We start from the raw sequence: 18,384 nt of genomic DNA, 5'->3' as shown, positions 1-18,384 counted from the left end.
GCGCTATGTGTTGACCTGCATCCGTCCATAGCCTAGGGAGATTTCCATGAAACGCACGATGATCATTGTCAAACTTTGGTGGCTGGCCTTCTGACAGGGCGGCCGGACGTTTCATCGCATCTGGGGCCGCCGCAAGGGCGGCCTTTTGTTTTGATGATCCCCCATGCGGTGTTCCCCCTCAGCTCACGAGGACACCTCATGACCAGACCCGTTATTCTGACAGGCGACCGCACCACCGGCCCGCTGCACATCGGCCACTATGCCGGATCGTTGCGCAACCGTCTGCGATTTCAGGACAGCCACGAGCAGTTCCTGCTCCTGGCTGATACGCAAGCCCTGACTGACAATGCTCACGCTCCCGACAAGGTGCGGCTCAATGTGATGGAGGTGGCGCTCGACTATCTTGCCGTCGGGATCGACCCGGCCAAGACCACTATCTGCCTGCAATCCCACCTGCCCGCGCTGGCCGAACTGTCGATGCTCTATTTGAACTTCGTGACCGTTGCGAGGTTGGAGCGCAACCCCACGATCAAGGATGAGATCCGCGGCCGCGGCTTCGGGCGCGACATCCCGGCAGGCTTCCTGTGCTATCCCGCGGCGCAGGCGGCGGACATTACCGCGTTCAAGGCAACCGTCGTACCGGTGGGCGAGGATCAGGCGCCGCTGATCGAACAGACCAACGAGATCGTGCGCCGTATCAACACCACCGCCGGACGGGCCATCCTGCCGGAAGCGCAGGCCGTCATTCCGCAGTCGGGGCGACTGCCGGGCGTGGACGGGAAAGCGAAAATGTCGAAATCCGCCGGCAATGCCATCGCCCTTTCGGCCTCGCCGGACGAGATCGCGGCGGCGGTGAAGGCGATGTTCACCGACCCGAATCATCTGCGGGTCCAAGATCCCGGGCGAGTGGAAGGCAATGTCGTCTTCACCTATCTGGATGCCTTCGAGGAGGACCGCACCACGCTGGAAGAACTGAAGGCGCAGTATCGGCGGGGAGGTGTCGGCGACAGCAAGATCAAGCGCCGCCTCGAAGACATCTTGCAGGCGCTGATTGGACCTATGCGAGAACGAAGGACGCAACTCGCCAAAGATCCGATCTATGTGCTCGACGTGATCCGCCGCGGTACGGAAAAGGCGCGTGGCCGGACCGAAGCAACGAAGCGGGAAGTCGTCGAAGGCCTCGGGCTGTTCATGTTGTAAACTAGTACCCGTCGATCCCGTTGATCTGTTGCAGACGGTCGCGCATCGCCTTTTTCAGATCGTAGCCGGGCCGGCCGTATTCCGCCTTGCGGCGGGAGATATATTCTTCCTGTTCGCGACGCAGAATGCGCGCCTGGCGCGGGGTCATTTTCTCAGCGGCTGCCCTGACATAGGAGCCGTGGACCTCGCGATCGAGATCGGCAAGCTCGGGGTTGGCGCAGATCGCCTTCTCCACCTTGCGGCGGGCGGTCGCGCAATCGAAGCTCGGCTTGCCGGCGACCGCCTTCAGCGCGCCCAACCGCTCCAGCTCCAGCGCCAACGCACGGTGGTTGGCTCTGGCCGCAACGTGGTCCGGGTTCAGCTTGATCGCCGCAGCAAAATCGGCCACCGCCTTCGGCAGGTCGCCCTTCTTGCGCCAGAGTTCGCCGCGCGTGTTGTGGATATCGGCGAGTGAGGGATCGAGCCGCAGCACGCCGTCATAGTCGGCAATGGCGCGCTCGGCCATGTCCTTGCGCTCATAGGCGGCGCCGCGCGCGATCAGCGCCTTGATGCGGTCGGCCTTTTCGGTCTTTGCGTTGTCGATCAACGCGCCGCAGGCCGCAACCGTCTTGTCGTCGTCACGCGCCAGCGCGGCGGCCAGACAGAGCGCGGGATCGACGCGCAAATCCTTGGCCGGTTCGACACCGGTCGCCGATACGCCCTGCACGAACGCGATCCATAGCAAGGAAGCCGCGACCAGCTTTCGGATGTCGGAATAGAATCGCATCAATTGATCCGGGAAGCCTTGTGTCCGGGAAGCGTTGGATTGTCGCGCGATCCTAGCAAGCCGTCCGCTTTTTCGACAACGCTCGCGTGCGCGTATCCGTTTTCATACGGGGACAGATTCTGGCCGAAACGTGACACGCGCGAAAACACCGTCGTCCGCACGCAAACGGATAGGCTTGGTCACAAAATTTGTCGTGAACCTTTTACAGGTCTCGCGGACTCAATATCCATGACCGCATTGACCGACTTCAATCCGCCGCGCGCCATCGCGCAATCCCAAACAGGTTACTTCTATTTCTACATGGCGCTGGCCTGCACGGCTGTCGCCTTTCTCGGCTTCGCGCCGACCTACTGGCTGCCACTGGCGAAGCGATCGTTCTCAGCCTCGCCTGTCGTCCATTTTCACGGCCTGTTGTTCTTCGCCTGGTCACTCTATTTCGCATTCCAGAGCTGGCTCGCCGCTTCCGGCAAGGTCGCCCCGGCACCGCACCATCGGCATGATCGGAGTATCGCTGGCGACCGCGATGACGATTTTCGGCTTCCTGGTGGCTGTCAATGCGATGAAGCGCTCCGCCGCGGCAGGATTGGCCGATGACGGAATTGCGTTCGCGATCGTTCCGCTAAGCGGAATTCTGTTCTTCGCCGTGGTGTTCGCGCTGGCGATTGCCGCCATCCGCAAGCCTGAGACGCACAAGCGGCTGATGCTGCTGGCCGGCATCTCGCTGCTGGACGCCGCGGTCGCGCGCTGGTTTCTGACCTTCCTGGCCCCTCCCGGCCCCGTCGGTCCACCGCCGGTCCCGGTGACCATCCCGCCGGCCTTCGTCGCCTACCTCCTGCTGGTTGCCGCCATCGTCTACGACTGGCGCACGCGCGGCCGGCCGCATCCGGTTTATGTCTATGGCGGCATTGCGCTGATCGCCGTCAAGCTGCTGAACTGGCCGATCAGCACCACGCCGCTCTGGCATTCCTTCGCCGGCGGCATATTGGCGATGGCGCAATAGACTTGCCGGTTTTGGTGCTAGATTGATGGCGACATCGATCTCGACCGGCAGGAATCCCAGATTTGCTAGCATTCGAATGGATTATCGGGCTGCTGCTTGGCGCGGTGGTGCTGTCCGCGCTGGCGCGGCGGCTCAAGGTGCCCTATCCGACTTTTCTTGCGATCGGCGGCATGTTGCTCGCCTTCGCGCCAGGAAGCCCCTCGTGGACGCTGGAGCCGGAACTGGCGCTGGCGCTGTTCGTGGCGCCGGTATTGCTCGATGCGGCTTTCGATACCTCGCTGCGCGACCTTCGCAACAACTGGCTGCCGGTCTCGACACTGGTGCTGGTCGCGGTCGGCGTCACGACCACCGCCGTGGCTGTCGTCGCGCACTGGCTGCGCCCGGACATGCCATGGGCGGTGGCGATCGCGCTCGGCGCCATCGTGGCGCCGCCCGACGCCGCGGCGGCCACCGCGATCCTGCGTCAGGTCAACCTGCCTTACCGCATCCAGAAGATCCTCGAGGGCGAAAGCCTGCTCAACGATGCCAGCGCACTCCTGATCTACCGCGTCTGCGTCGGCCTGGTTGCCGCCGAGCACATGAAGGTGCACGAGTTCGTGCCATCCGTTGCGCTGGCGCTGTTCGGAAGTCTCATTGCCGGCTTCCTGTTCGCGCGGGTCTGGACGCAGATCACGCGCCGCATCACCGAGGCGCCGAGCGCGATCATCACGCAATTCGCCGGCACCTTCATGGTGTGGATCGTCGCCGAGCATATCGGGCTGTCCGGCATTCTCACCATCGTCGCCTATGCGATCACGATCGCCCGCACCGCGCCCGAGCGTACCCCGGCGCGGCTGCGTGTGGCCTCCTATGCGGTGTGGGAAACCGTCGTGTTCGTGCTCAACGTGCTGGCGTTCATTATGATCGGCATGCAGCTCAATCCGATCTGGTCCGGGCTCGATGACGAGGTACGGTTCAAATATTGCAGCTTTGCCGCCACCATCCTCGCCGTCGTGGTCTTCGCCCGCATCGCCTGGGTGATGCCATATGGCGCCTTCCTGCGCGCCTTGAACGCCCGCGGCCTGCTTCCTTCGCATGTGTCTCCCGCAGTACCGACTTTGGAACGCGGCATCATCGTGTCCTGGTGCGGGATGCGCGGCATCGTAACGCTGGCGGCCGCCTTCGCCTTGCCCGAGAGCTTTCCGTACCGCGATTTAATCCTGCTGACGGCCTTTGCCGTGGTGCTGGGGACGCTCGTGGTCCAGGGCCTGACGCTGCGGCCGGTGATCCTCGCGCTGAAATTCGAGGAGGACGATCCGGTTGCGCGCGAGGCCGCTCAAGCCCGCTGCATCGCCTATCGCGCCGCGCTCGAGGCGATCGAGTCCGATCCGTCCGAGGAGGCCGAGATCCTGCGGCTGGAATACCGCGCCGTGCTGCTGCGCGCTGAAACCGAACCCGAACTCGGCATCGCGAGCAGCGAGTTGCCGGCCGATCCGCTGCGCCGCCGCGCCATCGGCGCGGCACGCGAGGCATTGTTGAGGATGCGTCATCTCGAGGAGATCAGCGACGACGCCTTCCACCAGGTTGAAGAAGAGCTCGACCGCGCCGAATTGAGCGCACAGGCATAACGGGATTCACGCGCCCGACTTCACCGTAATCCCGCCGTCGACGATCAACTCGATCCCGGTGACGTATTTCGATTCATCGGACGCCAAAAACAGCGCGGCGTTGGCGACGTCCCAGGCGTCGCCCATGTGGCCCATCGGCACCTGCGCGTCGCGCGCCCGCCACATCGCCTCGACATCGCCGGCCGAATAGCTCGCCGCCAGCCCCGTCGAGTGCTCAACCATCGGGGTCTTCATCAGGCCAGGCAAAATGCAGTTGACCCGAACATGGTCGCGCGCGAATTGCACGGCGGTCGTCTTCGTCATCTGGTTCATCGCCGCCTTGGAGGCGCCGTAAGTGACGTAGGAAATCCCGAGATGGCGGATCGAGGCGATCGACGAGATGTTGATGACCGAGCCGCCACGCTGCTTCTGCATCACCGGAATGACGTGCTTCATGGCGAAATAAGCGCTCTTGAGATTGACCGCGAAGACGTGGTCCCAGCTCGCCTCGTTCACCTCCACGACATTTCCCATTTCCGCGATGCCGACATTGTTGTCGAGCACGTCGATGCGGCCATAGGCCTTCAGGCACGCCGAAACCATCGCCTCGACCTCGGCTTCACGCGAAACGTCGGCGGTGAAAGCTACCGCCTTGCCGCCCTCGCCCGTGATGATGTCGACGGTCTCCTTGGCTGCCGCCGCATTGCGATCGACGCAAAACACCTGCGCGCCCTCGCGTGCAAAGGTGGCAGCGGTCGCCTTGCCGTTGCCCCAGCCAGGACCGATCGAGCCTGCGCCCACCACCATTGCCGTCTTGCCCTTGAGCCGTTCCATCGACTTCTTCTCCCAGTGAGTTTCTCATTTGCTTGTAGCCCGGGTGAAGCGAAGCGCAACCCGGGAATCCCGGTCGGCGGTTTCCCGGATTTCGCTTCACGCCATGCGGGCTGCGGTCAACCTATCCGATAAGCTAAAAAGAGACCCCCGGCATGCGCCCACAAGGCCCTTGCCACGGTTACCCAAATTGGACTGAATGCGCCCGCGAAGGGCCCGGGGGACACCGGGTCTGGGAGTTAACGGGGCCCCGGGGAAAGCATGGCAGAAGACAAGACAACGCCGCCCAATGACGAGGTCGTCGCGGTATCGGACGAAGCCCTGCAAAAGGCAGAATCCTTCGTCGAGGCAGAGGAAGGCGCGGCTAACCGCCTGATGGGATGGGCGGGGAAAATCTCGACCACGATTGCCGTGGTGATGAGCCTGTTTCACCTCTACGCGGCCTACGCCATCGTTCCGACCCAGGAACTGCGCTACACCCATGTCGCGTTCACGCTGGTCCTGAGCTTCCTGCTGTTTCCGCTGGCGACACGCTTTCGCAACCGGGTGCGCTGGTGGGACATCGTTCCCGGCATCGTCGCGGTCGCGACCATCGTCTATGCACTGTGGGGCGGCGAGGATTTCACCGATCGCGCCACCACCCCCGACCGCTGGGACGTGATCGTCGGCATCGTCTTCATCGTGCTGCTGCTGGAGGCGACGCGGCGCACCACCGGCGCGATCATGCCCGTGGTGTCGCTGCTGTTCATCGCCTACGCCATGCTCGGCCCGTATCTGCCCGCCCCTTGGACCCATCGCGGCTACGATGTGGCCCGGCTGGTCGGTCACCTCTTCATTACGCTGGAGGGTATTTTCGGCGTAGCCGTCGACGTATCGGCGACGCTGATCATCCTGTTCACCATCTATGGCGCGTTCCTGCAGCAATCCGGCGCGGGAAAATTCTTCATCGATTTCTCGCTGGCTTTGATGGGCGGAAAGCCGAACAGCGCCGGCCGCACGGTGGTGCTGTCGTCGTTCCTGCTCGGCGGTCCCTCCGGATCGGGCGTCGCCACGACCGTCATGATCGGCACCGTGGCCTATCCGATGATGGCCAAGGCGGGCTTCGAGAAGAACGCCGCGGGTGGCTTGCTCGCGGCCGGCGGACTGGGCGCGATCCTGTCGCCGCCGGTGCTTGGCGCCGCTGCGTTCCTGATCGCCGAGTTTCTCAAGATCAGCTATCTCGACGTGATCTGGATGGCGACCATCCCGACCTGTCTCTACTACATGTCGCTGTTGTTCATGGTCGAACTGGATGCCAAGAAGTTCGGCGCGAAGGACGTCAACTTCAAGCCGGAAATGACGCTCGGCCAGATGACGATGCGCTATGGCTTCCACTTCGTCTCGCTGCTCGCCGTTGTCGTCTTCATGGTGATCGGCTACTCGCCGACGCTGTCGGTGTTCTATGCCACGGTCGTCACCTTTGCATTGAGCTTCCTGCGCAGGGAGACCGCGCTGATGCCGACCAAGCTGGTGAAGGCACTGGCCGACGGCTCGATCGGCGCGCTCAATGCCGCGACCACCTGCGCCTGCGCCGGCATCGTCGTCGGCGTCGTGACGCTGACGGGCCTTGGCCTGAAGTTCTCGGCGATCGTCATCAGCTATGCCGGCGGCAGCCTGCTGCTGACCGCGATCTATACCTCGCTGATCGTCTGGATCATCGGCCTCGCGGTGCCGGTAACGGCTTCCTACATCATCTGCGCGGTCATCGCAGCGCCGGCGCTGATCAAGCTCGGCGTGCCCGATTACGCCGCGCACATGTTTATCTTCTATTATGCAGTGCTGTCGGAAGTTTCGCCGCCGACGGCGCTTTCACCGTTCGCAGCCGCCGCCATCACCGGCGGCGATCCCTACAAGACCACGCTGCAATCCTGGAAATACACGCTGCCGGCGTTCCTGGTTCCGTTCGTGTTCGTGCTCGACCCGCAGGGCGTGGGGCTCTTGCTGTCGATCCCGAAGGGCGGGTCTTGGGTCGATATTGTCGAGATCACGATCAAGACGACCTTCGGGCTGCTCGCGCTGGCCGCCTTTGCCCAGAACTGGGCGCTGCGACAAAATACGCCGGTGGAACGCGGCCTGCTTCTGCTATCGGGGTTGCTGCTGGTGTTCCCAAGCCTGATCGAGGCGATCGTCGAATGGATCATCGGCCGCGATATCAGCTACACCTATGTGCCGGGCCTGATTATCGGTCTCGGCGTGGTGTTGTGGCAGGCCAGAACGCGGGCGCCAACGCGACCGGCGCTCACAACTTAGTCAGGAAGCGATTGAGGATGAAAAAAATGAAGAAGACCGTAGCCATACTGGCCATGACGATTTCCGCGTGCCTCGCCTTCGCGGGCGCGGCCCACGCCCAGCAGAAGACCATGTCGATCGGAACCGGCGGCACAGGCGGCGTCTACTACCCGCTCGGCGGCGCCGTCGCCAACGTGCTGTCGAAGAACCTTCCCAACGTACAGGCCACCGCCGAGGTCACCGGCGGCTCGGTCGACAATCTCAAGCTGATCGGCGCAGGCAAGAGCGAGCTTGGCTTCACCATGGCCGACGCCGCGCTCGATGCGCTCAAGGGCGAGGACAAGTTCAAGAGCGGCAAGCTGCCGTTACAGGCATTGCTCGTGGTCTATCCCAACCGCATGCATGTGGTGACGGTGGAAGGCGCCGGCATCCAGACCATGGCCGACCTGAAGGGCAAGCGCGTTTCGACCGGGTCGCCCGGCAGCGCCACCGAAGTGATGGCGTTCCGCGTCATCGAGGCCGCCGGCCTCGACAAGGACAAGGACATGAAGCGCGAGCGGCTCGGTGTTTCCGAATCCGTCAACGCGGTCAAGGACCGCAAGATCGACGCGTTCTTCTGGGTCGGCGGCATCCCGACTGCCGCCGTGACCGATCTTGCGGCGACGCCCGGCATCAAGATGAAGCTGATCGACCATGGCGACCTGGCCGAGAAGATGAACGCCAAATACGGCAAGCTCTATGCGCCGAGCAAGATCAAGGCGGGCTCGTATCCCGGCTACGACAAGGACAATTCCATCACCGAGGTCTGGAACCTGATCGTCACCGGCGACAAGATGAGTAACGAGGATGCCTACAGCATCGTCAAGACGCTGGTGGAGAAAAAGGCCGACATCGTCGCCGTGCACAAGGAAGCCGAGAGTTTTTCGCTCGATAACCAGGTGCAGGAACGTTCGCCAATCCCGTTCCATCCCGGCGCGCTGAAATACTTCAAGGAGAAGGGTATCGGCGGCTGAAGCAGAGCCACCGGGTCGCGCGAATGCGCGCCCGACGACGAGCGCAATTGCGCTCGCGCCGTGATGACAGGCTCAGCGTGCCCACCATTTGCATGATATCGATGGAGATGGTGGGCACGGCGCTGACGCGCCTTTGCCCACCCTGCGGGAACCGAACAGTTCGAATAAAGTTGCCTCACGGCCACAACTGCGCGTGAGACAGATTTGATCAATGGCAAGAAACCAGGCGTCGAGCGGGCACTGGATGCGCTGAATTTCTTTCTCGCCGACGTACGGGACGGCCTCGGCCCCTATCTCGCGATCTACCTGCTGACAGAACAGAAATGGGACGAGGCCTCGATCGGCATCGTGATGTCGGTGGCCGCGCTCGCCGGCATCATCGCCCAGACGCCCGCGGGCGCGCTGATCGACCGCTCGACGGCCAAGCGTGCGCTGATGGTGACGGCGGCTATCCTGGTCACCCTTTCCTGCGTCGCCTTGCCTCTGGTCAACCAGTTTGAACTGGTCGCGGCAACGCAGGCGATCGCCGCCGCCGCGGGTGCGATTTTTGCTCCTGCGATTGCGGCCGTGACGCTCGGCATTGTCGGCCCGCGCGCCTTTGCCCGCCGCACCGGCCGCAACGAAGCCTTCAACCATGCCGGCAATGCGGTGGCCGCCGCCATTGCCGGCGTCACCGCCTACTCGTTCGGGCCCATCGTGGTGTTCTGGCTCCTGGCCTTGATGGCGGTCGCGAGCATCTTCGCCACGCTGTCGATCCCATCGGACGCGATCGACCATCATGTCGCGCGTGGTCTCGACGGCACGGTGGAGAACGGTGGCGGCCGGCACGACACGCCGTCCGGCTTTCAGGTGTTGCTGGCCAGCAGGCCGCTGCTGATTTTTTCCGTTGCGACGGTCGCGTTTCACTTCTCGAACGCAGCGATGCTGCCGCTGGTCGGGCAGAAGCTGGCGCTCGTCAACCGCGACCTCGGCACCACGCTGATGTCGGTCTGCATCATCGCCGCCCAAATGGTGATGGTGCCGGTCGCGATGCTGGTCGGACGCAAGGCGGACGTTTGGGGACGCAAGCCGATCTTCACCTTCGCGTTGGCCGTGCTGATGCTGCGCGGCATGCTTTATCCGCTCTCCGACAACCCCTACTGGCTGGTGTCGGTCCAGTTGCTCGACGGCGTCGGTGCCGGGATTTTTGGGGCGCTGTTTCCCCTCGTCGTCGCCGATCTCACGCGCGGTACCGGACATTTCAATATCAGCCAGGGCGCGATTGCGACCGCCGCCAGTCTTGGCGGCGCACTCAGCACGGCGGCCGCGGGCCTGATCATCGTCAAGGCCGGCTACAGTGCGGCATTCCTGTTTCTGGCGGCGGTGGCCGGTGCGGGGCTGATCGGATTTGCAACCATGATGCCGGAGACATTGCGAAATGCGCCGCGAGGCGACGCGTAGACGACGACGCGCTCAAGCCGCGAACATCGCGGCGCCGGCAAGCGACCACAGGCGTTAACAGGCCGTGCTGTTCAAGTATTGAACGGGCGCGGCATCAGTGCACTGCAGCAACCGTTGCACCCAGTGAAAAGTCAACGGATTGGCTTGTCGACCACGGCGGCGTGCCCTGAAGCCTGAGATTTCTCTAAAATTTTATTCGTGTCGGCGGCTTTAACCCTACTGAAGTAATCATGTGAGCTCCCGAAAAATTCCATCATTGCGACCTCAAGGCGGATGTACCAATGGCGTCGGGGTATCTGTCGGAGGGGCGGCCATGGAGCAGATCAACTTTAGTGAGCACTCACGCGCAGCGCACTTCGGGCATCGGAAGCTGACGCCCAGAGCCTGCGTGGTCGATAGCAAAAAGCACCTTCGTTTGTTCCTTTCCGACGCTCTCGAGGATCTCGGCTTCGTGACCTGCGAATGCGGTCAGGCTGGCGATTTGGCAGGCGTGCTGCAGGCGGAGCAGCCGGGCCTGATCGTGCTCAGCGTATGTGTCGACGGCATCAATGTGGGCGAAATTCTCGAGGTCATTGTCCGCAAGAATTTCGGCGGCAAGGTCCTCGTCATCGGTCAACCCGACTCGATTATGGTAAAGGCGGTCAGGCAAATTGGCGACGAATACGGCATTGCCATGCTGCCCTCGCTGCAGACGCCGTTCGGCGCGGCGAGCCTGCGCGCCAGCGTGGCGGAGCTGCTGCCAGCCGAGCCGGCGCCAAGCCCCGCCGTCGATGTCGCCGAGGCATTGAAGGCCGGCTGGCTGGAATTGTGGTACCAGCAGAAGATCAACACCCGCACGCTGGTGCCGAGCGGAGCGGAGGCGCTGGTCCGGATGCGGCATCCCGCCTGGGGCGTGGTCCCGCCGGCCTATTTCATTCCCGACGACAAGGATCCGCATTTTCGCAAGCTCTCCGAATTCGTGGTCGGCCGCGCCATCGAGGACTGGCGCTATCTGCTGGAGAGCCAGGGCCCGGTCGACCTCTCGATCAACCTGCCGGTATCGTTCTTCGGCAATGCCGCGGGGGTGCGCGATTTGTGCCGCGCCATGCCGGCCCACCCGGCCTTTGGCGGACTTTTAATAGAAATCAACAGCAGTGAGGTGATCGACCATCCGGACCTGGCGGTGGACGCCGCAAGACGTCTGCGCCTGCACAATATCGCGATCGCCATCGACAATGTCGGCGCCGAATGGCCGTCTCTGCTGGAGCTTCGGAGTTTTCCGTTCGCCGAGCTGAAGGTCGACCAGCAATATATCAACGGCTGCGCGGATGACCGGCTGAAGCAGACGGTATGCCGGCGCATTGTCGAGCTGGCCCGGGACAACGGCGCCCGCGCCATCGCTCAGGGCGTGGAGACCCGCGCCGACTTTCTCGCCACGCTCGACATGGGGTTCGATCAGGTTCAGGGCTACCTGTTCGGCAAGCCGGTGGCGGTGCGGAAATTTGCCCGCTCCCGCCCTCAGCTCGCATCCGGCACCGACAAGCCGTCCTGAGCCAGGCTCACTCGAACTTCATATCGATGCATTTGGCGATGTCGGAGCCGAGGCCGGACGAGATGATGATGCAGCCGCGCACCTTCGGCGCATTGTTGTCGCTGGCCCACACCGCATAGCCGCCGGGTCCGAAGAACGAATTGGTGTTCGGCGCTTCGGTCTCGGTGGCATCGAACGAATAGTTCGAATCGGTATCGAAGATACGCGGCTTCTTGGTGCAGCCGCCGTCGGCCTGCACGTTGATGACTTCCTTGTTGTCCCGCGTCAGCGCCAGCGAGACCTGACAGCGGAAATATTCCGAGGTCTTGACGTTGAACACGTAAGCATAGGATTTGCAGGTCGAGGTGTTGAGCTTGCCCGCGCTCAATCCCCGACTACAGGCAATCCGCTGGTTGTTGGAGAGCCTGAAATCGTCGGCCTGTGCCGCCTGGGCCAGCGTCATGAATGACAGCGCAACACCAAGACCGATCTTCATGACGTGGTTCATCCGAATCATCCCCATGACGTTTTTCGCAATGCATGCTTGTAGCCGGAAAGCCGAACATAGTCGCGAAGTCGAACGCGGGAAATCACAAAGTCTCAAGGGTGGCGTGATGCGTCGAAGGTGCCAATTGACGGGATAATACCGTTCGTGATTTGTTCAAAGGGCAAGAGGCCGGATGGCTGCGGGGAGGATGGATGATGACGAGCATTTCAACGAAGACGGTTTTGACGGTGGCCGTCCTGGCGGGGTTTTCGACTTGCGCGTTTGCCCAAGGCGCTGCGGATCCCTGGGAGCTGAAGCCGGACATGGGTTATGCCTATGGCAAGGACGGCAAGACGCTCTCCTACAAGATGGGCACCAATAATGCCGGCACGCTGCTCAAGGGCGCCAAGAAGGTGCCGAGGGGGACGTTGTTCTTCGTCGGCGAGAATGGACAGCTCTACATGCGGACCGGCCCCTATCTCGAGGACGACGGCAGGTTCAAGTTCGGGTCGAATTGAGGGGCGATCAGCCACAGGCAGGATGTCATCATCCGCGAAAGCGGATGATCCAGTACGCCGCGCCGTCCGCGATTTCACTCTGAAAGTGCCGATTACTGGATGCCCCGCCTTCGCGGGGCATGACGGTTCGGGGTCGCGGCTCAACTAAAACGCCGACGCCAGCTCTTTCGCGCCGGGCTTGCCGGAGTTGAAATCCATGCGCTCGTCGGTCACCGCCAGCAGCTTCGCCACCGTGTTGTGGCGGATCGCGACCGGGTTGCGCTCATAGCCGCCGCGCTGGAAGAAATTCGAGGTCGGCACCTGCTCGCGCATCGCCTGGGGCATGGTCACCATGTCGAGGCCGGTGCCGTCGCCCGTCAGGTTCATCATTTCGAGTTCGGCGGCCGAGAGCGGGCGATTGTAGCCCTTCGCGCGCGCGAAGATCACCGACGTCAGGAGCTTGTGGGTCTGCAGCATCGGCCCGACGTCGATATCGAGAACCATGGCGTGCACGGCCCAGCCCTGCGCCGTATTGGCGAGCTTCTCATGCTCGGACCACGTGTCCGGCACGCTGCGCGCGAACGCCACCATCTTTTTCAGCACCGCAAGCTTCTGGTCCATCGCCTTGCGCGGCGCGCCTGACAATGTCGCGGCCCTCGCCGCCAACTCCTTGATGAATTCGTGGCCCTGTTCGGCAAACAATTCGACGCTGTTGGTGGTGAGCAACTGGTTGTAGCCGATCGCGGTCGAGATCGCGCGGGAGCCCGGCCGCGAGGCGCTCAAGCCCGACTGCATGTCGTAATTGCCGTTGCCGCCGGTCTCGAACGAATAGACCCGCACCGCCTGCTCGCGCGTCAGGCCTGCGGCCAGCGCGTAGCGGGCATAGGCGCGCTTGAAATCGACTTCGGCGGCCGGTCGCTGCGGCGTGAACTGGAACTGCTCGGCGGCGGCTTTCAGGAAATCCGCGACCACCGGCAGCGGCTTGCGCTCGCGCGGGGGCTTCTCTTCCTCCGGCTCCGGATTCGCCGGTCGTTTCGGACCGCTGTAGACCGGTGGCTGCGTCAGCACATAATCGTCGAGCGCAATGGTCTGGCGTTCCCGCCGCTTGGCGTTGCGGCCCTTTCGTTTCTCCGAGATCGAAGACCAATAGGCGTCCGCTTCCTCTTCGAACGCGGCGCGCACTTCCTGGTATTCTTTCAGCTTGCGGCGATATTCGGCGATCGCCTGCGGCGAGGCTGCTTGCGCCATCGCATCGGCGGTTGAGGGAGGGAGTATGTCCGCATCCATCGCCATTGCAGGCGTGCCCGCGAACAGCGCGAGCGCAACAAATCCGGAACCCATGCGAATCAATGGCAGGCGCATGGCTCCGTTGTAGCAAGCATGCCCGCGAAGTCAGCCCCGAAAGGATGTGACTTTTTTTCCTTCTCCCCTTGTGGGAGAAGGAAAACGGTACGCCCTACTCCTGCTCGACGCCACTCGCTTTCACGAGCTGCGACCACTTCTTCTCATCCTTGTCGATGAAGTCGGCATAGTCTTCCGGCGTGCCGGGCGTGATTTCGGTGCCGTCATTGCCCAACTGCTTCTTCACCTCGTCGGAGGCGAGCGCGTCGCGCAGCGCCTTGTTGAGCTTGTCGATGATCGGCCGCGGCGTGCCTGATGGCGCGACGAGGCCGTAATAGAGCGATGCGTCGAAGCTGGACAGGCCCGCTTCGATCATCGTCGGAACGTCGGGCAACAGGCCCGAGCGGGTGATGCTGGTCACCGCGAGCGCGCGCAGCTTGCCGGCGGACACGTTGGGATGCGAGGCCGGGATCGGTGCGAATGCCATCGGGATGTGGCCGCCGAGGAGATCGGTCAGGGCCGGCCCAGTGCCCTTGTAGGGGATGTGCACCAGCTTGATGCCGGCGGCGCGGGCGAAATATTCGCCGGTGATATGGCTGGCCGTGCCGGCGCCGGCCGAGCCAAAATTGACCTTGTCGGGATTGGCCTTCGCATAGGCGATCAGTTCGGCGACGCTCTTCGCGGGGAACGACGGATGCACCACCAGCGAATTCGGCGCATTGCCGATCAGGCCGATCGGCGCAAAATCCTTGCGCGGATCGTAGCCGGGATTCTTGTAGAGCGAGGGACCGATTGCGAGCGTGCCGGTGTAACCCAGCAGCAGCGTGTAGCCGTCGGGATCGCTTCTGGCGACCGCCTTGGTGCCGACCGTACCGCCGGCGCCGGGGCGATTGTCGACCACCACCTTCTCGCCGAGCAGTTCGCTCATCTTGTCGGCAATGGCGCGGCCGACGATCGAGGTGCTGCCGCCGGGCGCGAATGGAATCACAAGCGTGATCGCGCGGGCGGGATAGTTTTGCGCTTGAGCTGAATCGACGGCTACGCTCGCACCGAGCAGTGCGGCGACGACACAAAAGCTCTTGATCCACGTGGACATGATGCGCGCGCTCCCAGGACTGTTCTTATTGTCGGCGCAGCCATGGTCGCTGAAACGATCCGCATTCGCAAGCTGACTTCCGAATGAGGCGTCCACGTCGGCACTGCACCGCATCTCACATCGTGAGATGGATGCGCGATCCTACCTCCACGCAAATACCGGCTGTTCCAGTTCCGCCACGCGGGTGTTTCTTCCCGCCAGCACTTCGGCGAATTGATAGATCAGCGCCGCGGTCGGCGCATGGATATGCTGACCGGCATGGCGGAAGCGGATCACGCGCCGCGTGCTTTCAGGAATTGTGGTGAAGCTGAAGGCCTCGCTTCGTTCGATATCGGCGAGCGCGACGCGATGCACCGAGGCGACCTCCGCGGGGTTGGGCACGAGATCGGCGCTGGTGCTGACCCAGACCACGACAGGCGTGATGAGATAGCCTGACCGCGTCGGGTAATCGTCGAGCAGGCCGAGCACATCGCCCTCGCCCAGTCCGACGCCGAGTTCTTCGTGAAGCTCGCGCAACGCGGCCTGCGCCTGCGTCTCGCCATGGTCGCAGCGCCCGCCCGGCAGCGCCCATTGGGCGGCGTGGGAACGCAAGGTCGCAGCGCGGCGGGTCAGCAGAAACGTCGTCCCCCCGCCGGCCTCGGCTTCCGTCAGCGCGATGGCCACGGCGGCGCGTTTCAGCTCAGGCCCCGTGTCGCGCGAGGGCGTCCGCGTGAACGCCTCGCAGAGGCTTGCAATATTCCGCCGGGTGGTATCGTCAAATGACCGGACCATCCCGCTTGACTACAACACAAGCGCATCAGATGAAATGACCCGGATCGCATGACAACCCGCAGAAAACGGAAAGCACGACATGACAGCCAAGGCCGCGGACAAACTCAAATCCGACGGCTGGAAGATCGTCGAAACGTCAGGTTTCCTGCACCTGATCGGCCCGCTATGGCAACGCGTGGTCGACGGCACGCACGAATACGCGCTTGCCACCGAGGACAAGCACCACAACCGCCGCGGCCTGGTGCAGGGCGGCGTGATCATGACCTTCGCCGACCGCACCTGCGGTATGACCGCCCGCTTTGTCTCGGGCAAGCCGACGCTGGCCACGGTGCAGCTCGATACGCACTTCGTGGAAGCCGGCAAGATCGGCGAGGTTTTGGTGTCGAAGCCGCACGTGGTGCGCTCCACCCGTAGCCTCATTTTCATCACGACGGAAGTGACAGTCGACAAACGCTGTATCGCGATGGCGAGCGGTGTGTTCAAGATATTGAAGAACGAGACGTAGGCCGTCATTGCGGCCGTCATTGCGAGGACCCACCCGATGCAATACCGTAACCTCGGCCGCAGCGGCCTGAAGATTTCGCCGATCTGCCTGGGCACCATGATGTTCGGCGGGCCTACCGACGAGGCGACGTCGGCGCGCATCGTCGCAAGGGCGCGCGAGGCCGGCATCAACTTCATCGACTCTGCGGACGCCTATAATGGCGGGCAGTCCGAGCAGGTGGTCGGCCGCGCCATCTCGAACAACCGACACAACTGGATTCTCGCCACCAAGCTCGCCAACCAGATCGGCGACGATCCCAATCGCGGCGGGCTGTCGCGGCGCTGGGTGCTGCAGGCCGCCGACGAGAGCCTGAAGCGGCTCGGCACCGATCACATCGACATCTACTATCTGCACAAGGAGGACCACGCGACGCCGCTGGAGGAGACGGTGCGCGCGATCGGCGACCTGATGCGCCAGGGCAAGATCCGCTATTTCGGCGTTTCGAACTACCGCGCCTGGCGCGTCGCCGAGATCTGCAACATCTGCGACAACAACGGCATCGACCGCCCGATCGTCAGCCAGCCCTATTACAACGCCATGAACCGCATGCCCGAGGTCGAGCACTTCCCGGCCTGCGGCTATTACGGCCTCGGCATCGTGCCCTATAGCCCGTTGGCGCGCGGCGTGCTGACCGGCAAGTACAAGCCGGATGCGGCGCCCGACAAGGAGACACGCGCCGGCCGCGCCGACAAGCGCATGATGCAGACCGAATGGCGGCCGGAATCGCTGCAGCTCGCGCAGGAGATCAAGCAGCACGCCGAGGCCCGCGGCATCACCGCCGGGCAGTTCGCGGTGTCATGGGTGCTGAATTCGTCGTTCGTCTCGGCGGTGATCGCAGGTCCCCGCACCGAGCAACAATGGGACGATTACCTGAAGGCGCTCGACTATCGCTTCACGGCGGAGGACGAGGCGCTGATCGACCGGCTGGTGGTGAGCGGCCATCCCTCGACGCCGGGGTTCAACGACCCGGCCTATCCCATCGAAGGGCGGCGGGCACGGACGGACGGCCAGACCCGATGAGCTGACGGGCGGCCCTGCGGCAATTTACCACTTAGCGTTGAGCTGGATCTGGTACGTTACAGTAACAGGATAGTAACCTCGCGGGCCGAAAACCTCCCTGTTCAGGCGGAGATCCAGGTGGTGGACGAGCACCGAATAGCACCACGGCGGCGGTTCTTGAAGGCGGGCAGGATTTCGTTTGGCGGCGGCGCTGCCTTCGACTGCACGGTCCGCAATCTTTCCGAAACCGGCGCTGCGCTCGAGGTGACCTCCCCTGTCGGCATTCCCGAACGCTTCACGCTGGTGATCGAAGCCGATGACCTCCATGTGCCGTGCCGCGTCGTCTGGCGAACAGAAAAGCGGATCGGGGTTCATTTCGAAACCTGACGCCGCCGCCCCACAGGTGGACTATAGATCGCAGCGGATCCGGCCTCATCGTGACCGGCCCCGCCGCGAATGATCGCTCCCGCGAGCCCAAAGCGTCAGTGTTTGGATTCGAGGCTGACGATAACGCCGGTGGGCTCGGGCTCGTGCGGCGACAGTTTCGTCAGCGTCTCATCGCTCCAATAGGCCAGGTTTACGATCATGCCGACGGGCGCTTCCGGCTTGGAGGCCCCGGTCGGCTCCAGGACATTGAGCCCGCCGCTGTCGATGAAGAACGTGTGATCGCCAAACATGCTGGCGAGTTGCGGGACCACCGGATGATCGTCGGGAAGCGCCTGGGCCTCGAATTGCATCAGCGCGCGTTCCACCTGTGCCGAGTTCAATTTCATGCACGACTCCTTACATGGCTTCTGGGTTGGTTGAGGGCCGCGTGGGTGGTTAAAGCCGCACGCGGCTGCTTCCTGCGAGGGATACGAAAGACATCAAGGTTGTCGGATCCTGATCGCTCGTCCCACCAGCACAGCGCGCTGGTTCGCAAGTTCGCCTTCAATCCGCGAGCGCCGCGAATTGAACACGGGACAGTGGTGTCTCTTTGCGCCCGTTCAAGCCGGCAACGAAGTTAAGTTCGCAATGTTCCGCAGAAAGCCATGC

At 63.1% G+C, this 18,384-nt stretch carries 17 protein-coding genes and 1 pseudogene; 11 read left to right on the top strand and 7 right to left on the bottom strand.

Annotated elements, in window-relative coordinates:
* The first annotated feature begins 198 nt into the window (after positions 1-198).
* Positions 199-1,200 (top strand): tryptophan--tRNA ligase, encoded by a 1,002-nt coding sequence (trpS, locus tag ACVWVY_RS09990; protein WP_456632161.1) that lies wholly within the window; start codon positions 199-201, stop codon positions 1,198-1,200.
* A gap of 1 nt (position 1,201) precedes the next feature.
* Here trpS and ACVWVY_RS09985 read toward each other — a convergent pair whose 3' ends face one another.
* Complete coding sequence (locus tag ACVWVY_RS09985; RefSeq protein ID WP_456626219.1) at positions 1,202-1,966, bottom strand: tetratricopeptide repeat protein; 765 nt, start codon at positions 1,964-1,966, stop codon at positions 1,202-1,204.
* A 228-nt stretch (positions 1,967-2,194) separates the two neighbouring features.
* Here ACVWVY_RS09985 and ACVWVY_RS09980 point away from each other — a divergent pair.
* Positions 2,195-2,966: pseudogene (locus ACVWVY_RS09980) on the top strand (hypothetical protein).
* 62 nt (positions 2,967-3,028) lie between these two features.
* A complete protein-coding gene (locus ACVWVY_RS09975; RefSeq protein ID WP_456626218.1) occupies positions 3,029-4,573 on the top strand; it encodes a cation:proton antiporter in 1,545 nt (514 codons plus the stop codon).
* A 6-nt stretch (positions 4,574-4,579) separates the two neighbouring features.
* Here ACVWVY_RS09975 and ACVWVY_RS09970 read toward each other — a convergent pair whose 3' ends face one another.
* Positions 4,580-5,386: an SDR family NAD(P)-dependent oxidoreductase gene (locus ACVWVY_RS09970; RefSeq protein ID WP_456626217.1), complete on the bottom strand. Its 807-nt coding sequence runs from the start codon at positions 5,384-5,386 to the stop codon at positions 4,580-4,582.
* A 258-nt stretch (positions 5,387-5,644) separates the two neighbouring features.
* On the opposite strand from ACVWVY_RS09970, the gene ACVWVY_RS09965 reads away from it, so the two are divergent.
* From ACVWVY_RS09965 to ACVWVY_RS09950, 4 genes are all read left to right on the top strand, one after another.
* Positions 5,645-7,672, top strand: a complete 2,028-nt coding sequence (locus tag ACVWVY_RS09965; RefSeq protein WP_456626216.1) for a TRAP transporter permease — start codon at positions 5,645-5,647, stop codon at positions 7,670-7,672.
* A gap of 26 nt (positions 7,673-7,698) precedes the next feature.
* Positions 7,699-8,664, top strand: a complete 966-nt coding sequence (locus ACVWVY_RS09960) for a TAXI family TRAP transporter solute-binding subunit (RefSeq protein WP_456626215.1) — start codon at positions 7,699-7,701, stop codon at positions 8,662-8,664.
* Positions 8,665-8,868: 204 nt separating this feature from the next.
* Complete coding sequence (locus ACVWVY_RS09955; protein WP_456626214.1) at positions 8,869-10,104, top strand: MFS transporter; 1,236 nt, start codon at positions 8,869-8,871, stop codon at positions 10,102-10,104.
* A gap of 313 nt (positions 10,105-10,417) precedes the next feature.
* Positions 10,418-11,635, top strand: a complete 1,218-nt coding sequence (locus ACVWVY_RS09950; protein ID WP_456626213.1) for an EAL domain-containing protein — start codon at positions 10,418-10,420, stop codon at positions 11,633-11,635.
* Between the two features lie 7 nt (positions 11,636-11,642).
* On the opposite strand, the gene ACVWVY_RS09945 is transcribed toward ACVWVY_RS09950, so the two are convergent.
* A complete protein-coding gene (locus ACVWVY_RS09945; RefSeq protein WP_456626212.1) occupies positions 11,643-12,122 on the bottom strand; it encodes a hypothetical protein in 480 nt (159 codons plus the stop codon).
* Between the two features lie 194 nt (positions 12,123-12,316).
* Here ACVWVY_RS09945 and ACVWVY_RS09940 point away from each other — a divergent pair, with 194 nt between their 5' ends.
* A complete protein-coding gene (locus ACVWVY_RS09940; RefSeq protein WP_456626211.1) occupies positions 12,317-12,619 on the top strand; it encodes a hypothetical protein in 303 nt (100 codons plus the stop codon).
* A gap of 144 nt (positions 12,620-12,763) precedes the next feature.
* Here ACVWVY_RS09940 and ACVWVY_RS09935 read toward each other — a convergent pair whose 3' ends face one another.
* The 3 genes from ACVWVY_RS09935 to ACVWVY_RS09925 form a co-directional block, all read right to left on the bottom strand.
* The gene (locus ACVWVY_RS09935) at positions 12,764-13,960 is read right to left on the bottom strand and encodes a hypothetical protein (protein WP_456626210.1); all 1,197 of its coding nucleotides are present in this window, start codon (positions 13,958-13,960) and stop codon (positions 12,764-12,766) included.
* A gap of 94 nt (positions 13,961-14,054) precedes the next feature.
* The gene (locus ACVWVY_RS09930) at positions 14,055-15,035 is read right to left on the bottom strand and encodes a Bug family tripartite tricarboxylate transporter substrate binding protein (RefSeq protein ID WP_456626209.1); all 981 of its coding nucleotides are present in this window, start codon (positions 15,033-15,035) and stop codon (positions 14,055-14,057) included.
* Between the two features lie 141 nt (positions 15,036-15,176).
* Positions 15,177-15,806, bottom strand: a complete 630-nt coding sequence (locus ACVWVY_RS09925; protein ID WP_456626208.1) for an NUDIX hydrolase — start codon at positions 15,804-15,806, stop codon at positions 15,177-15,179.
* Positions 15,807-15,885: 79 nt separating this feature from the next.
* Between ACVWVY_RS09925 and ACVWVY_RS09920 the strand changes: the two genes are divergently transcribed.
* The 3 genes from ACVWVY_RS09920 to ACVWVY_RS09910 all read left to right on the top strand — a co-directional run bounded on the left by ACVWVY_RS09920 (position 15,886) and on the right by ACVWVY_RS09910 (position 17,736).
* Positions 15,886-16,311, top strand: coding sequence for a PaaI family thioesterase (locus tag ACVWVY_RS09920; protein WP_456626207.1), 426 nt, complete (start codon positions 15,886-15,888; stop codon positions 16,309-16,311).
* A gap of 36 nt (positions 16,312-16,347) precedes the next feature.
* Positions 16,348-17,370: an aldo/keto reductase gene (locus tag ACVWVY_RS09915; RefSeq protein WP_456626206.1), complete on the top strand. Its 1,023-nt coding sequence runs from the start codon at positions 16,348-16,350 to the stop codon at positions 17,368-17,370.
* Between the two features lie 120 nt (positions 17,371-17,490).
* Positions 17,491-17,736: a PilZ domain-containing protein gene (locus tag ACVWVY_RS09910; protein WP_456632160.1), complete on the top strand. Its 246-nt coding sequence runs from the start codon at positions 17,491-17,493 to the stop codon at positions 17,734-17,736.
* 95 nt (positions 17,737-17,831) lie between these two features.
* Here ACVWVY_RS09910 and ACVWVY_RS09905 read toward each other — a convergent pair whose 3' ends face one another.
* Positions 17,832-18,122: a hypothetical protein gene (locus ACVWVY_RS09905; RefSeq protein WP_456626205.1), complete on the bottom strand. Its 291-nt coding sequence runs from the start codon at positions 18,120-18,122 to the stop codon at positions 17,832-17,834.
* Positions 18,123-18,384: the final 262 nt, after the last annotated feature.

This window comes from Bradyrhizobium sp. URHC0002, from assembly GCF_054059515.1.
Note: the sequence above shows the minus strand (reverse complement) of the source record. Positions and strands in the feature narration are given on the sequence as shown.

Excerpts from the sequence above, each read along its gene's own strand:
- ACVWVY_RS09915 (WP_456626206.1), top strand. The coding sequence starts at position 16,348 with ATGCAATACCGTAACCTCGGCCGCAGCGGCCTGAAGATTTCGCCGATC.
- ACVWVY_RS09935 (WP_456626210.1), bottom strand. The coding sequence starts at position 13,960 with ATGCGCCTGCCATTGATTCGCATGGGTTCCGGATTTGTTGCGCTCGCG.
- ACVWVY_RS09945 (WP_456626212.1), bottom strand. The coding sequence starts at position 12,122 with ATGAACCACGTCATGAAGATCGGTCTTGGTGTTGCGCTGTCATTCATG.
- ACVWVY_RS09905 (WP_456626205.1), bottom strand. The coding sequence starts at position 18,122 with ATGAAATTGAACTCGGCACAGGTGGAACGCGCGCTGATGCAATTCGAG.
- ACVWVY_RS09920 (WP_456626207.1), top strand. The coding sequence starts at position 15,886 with ATGACAGCCAAGGCCGCGGACAAACTCAAATCCGACGGCTGGAAGATC.
- ACVWVY_RS09950 (WP_456626213.1), top strand. The coding sequence starts at position 10,418 with ATGGAGCAGATCAACTTTAGTGAGCACTCACGCGCAGCGCACTTCGGG.
- ACVWVY_RS09985 (WP_456626219.1), bottom strand. The coding sequence starts at position 1,966 with ATGCGATTCTATTCCGACATCCGAAAGCTGGTCGCGGCTTCCTTGCTA.
- ACVWVY_RS09965 (WP_456626216.1), top strand. The coding sequence starts at position 5,645 with ATGGCAGAAGACAAGACAACGCCGCCCAATGACGAGGTCGTCGCGGTA.
- ACVWVY_RS09925 (WP_456626208.1), bottom strand. The coding sequence starts at position 15,806 with ATGGTCCGGTCATTTGACGATACCACCCGGCGGAATATTGCAAGCCTC.
- ACVWVY_RS09940 (WP_456626211.1), top strand. The coding sequence starts at position 12,317 with ATGACGAGCATTTCAACGAAGACGGTTTTGACGGTGGCCGTCCTGGCG.
- ACVWVY_RS09970 (WP_456626217.1), bottom strand. The coding sequence starts at position 5,386 with ATGGAACGGCTCAAGGGCAAGACGGCAATGGTGGTGGGCGCAGGCTCG.
- ACVWVY_RS09930 (WP_456626209.1), bottom strand. The coding sequence starts at position 15,035 with ATGTCCACGTGGATCAAGAGCTTTTGTGTCGTCGCCGCACTGCTCGGT.
- trpS (WP_456632161.1), top strand. The coding sequence starts at position 199 with ATGACCAGACCCGTTATTCTGACAGGCGACCGCACCACCGGCCCGCTG.
- ACVWVY_RS09960 (WP_456626215.1), top strand. The coding sequence starts at position 7,699 with ATGAAGAAGACCGTAGCCATACTGGCCATGACGATTTCCGCGTGCCTC.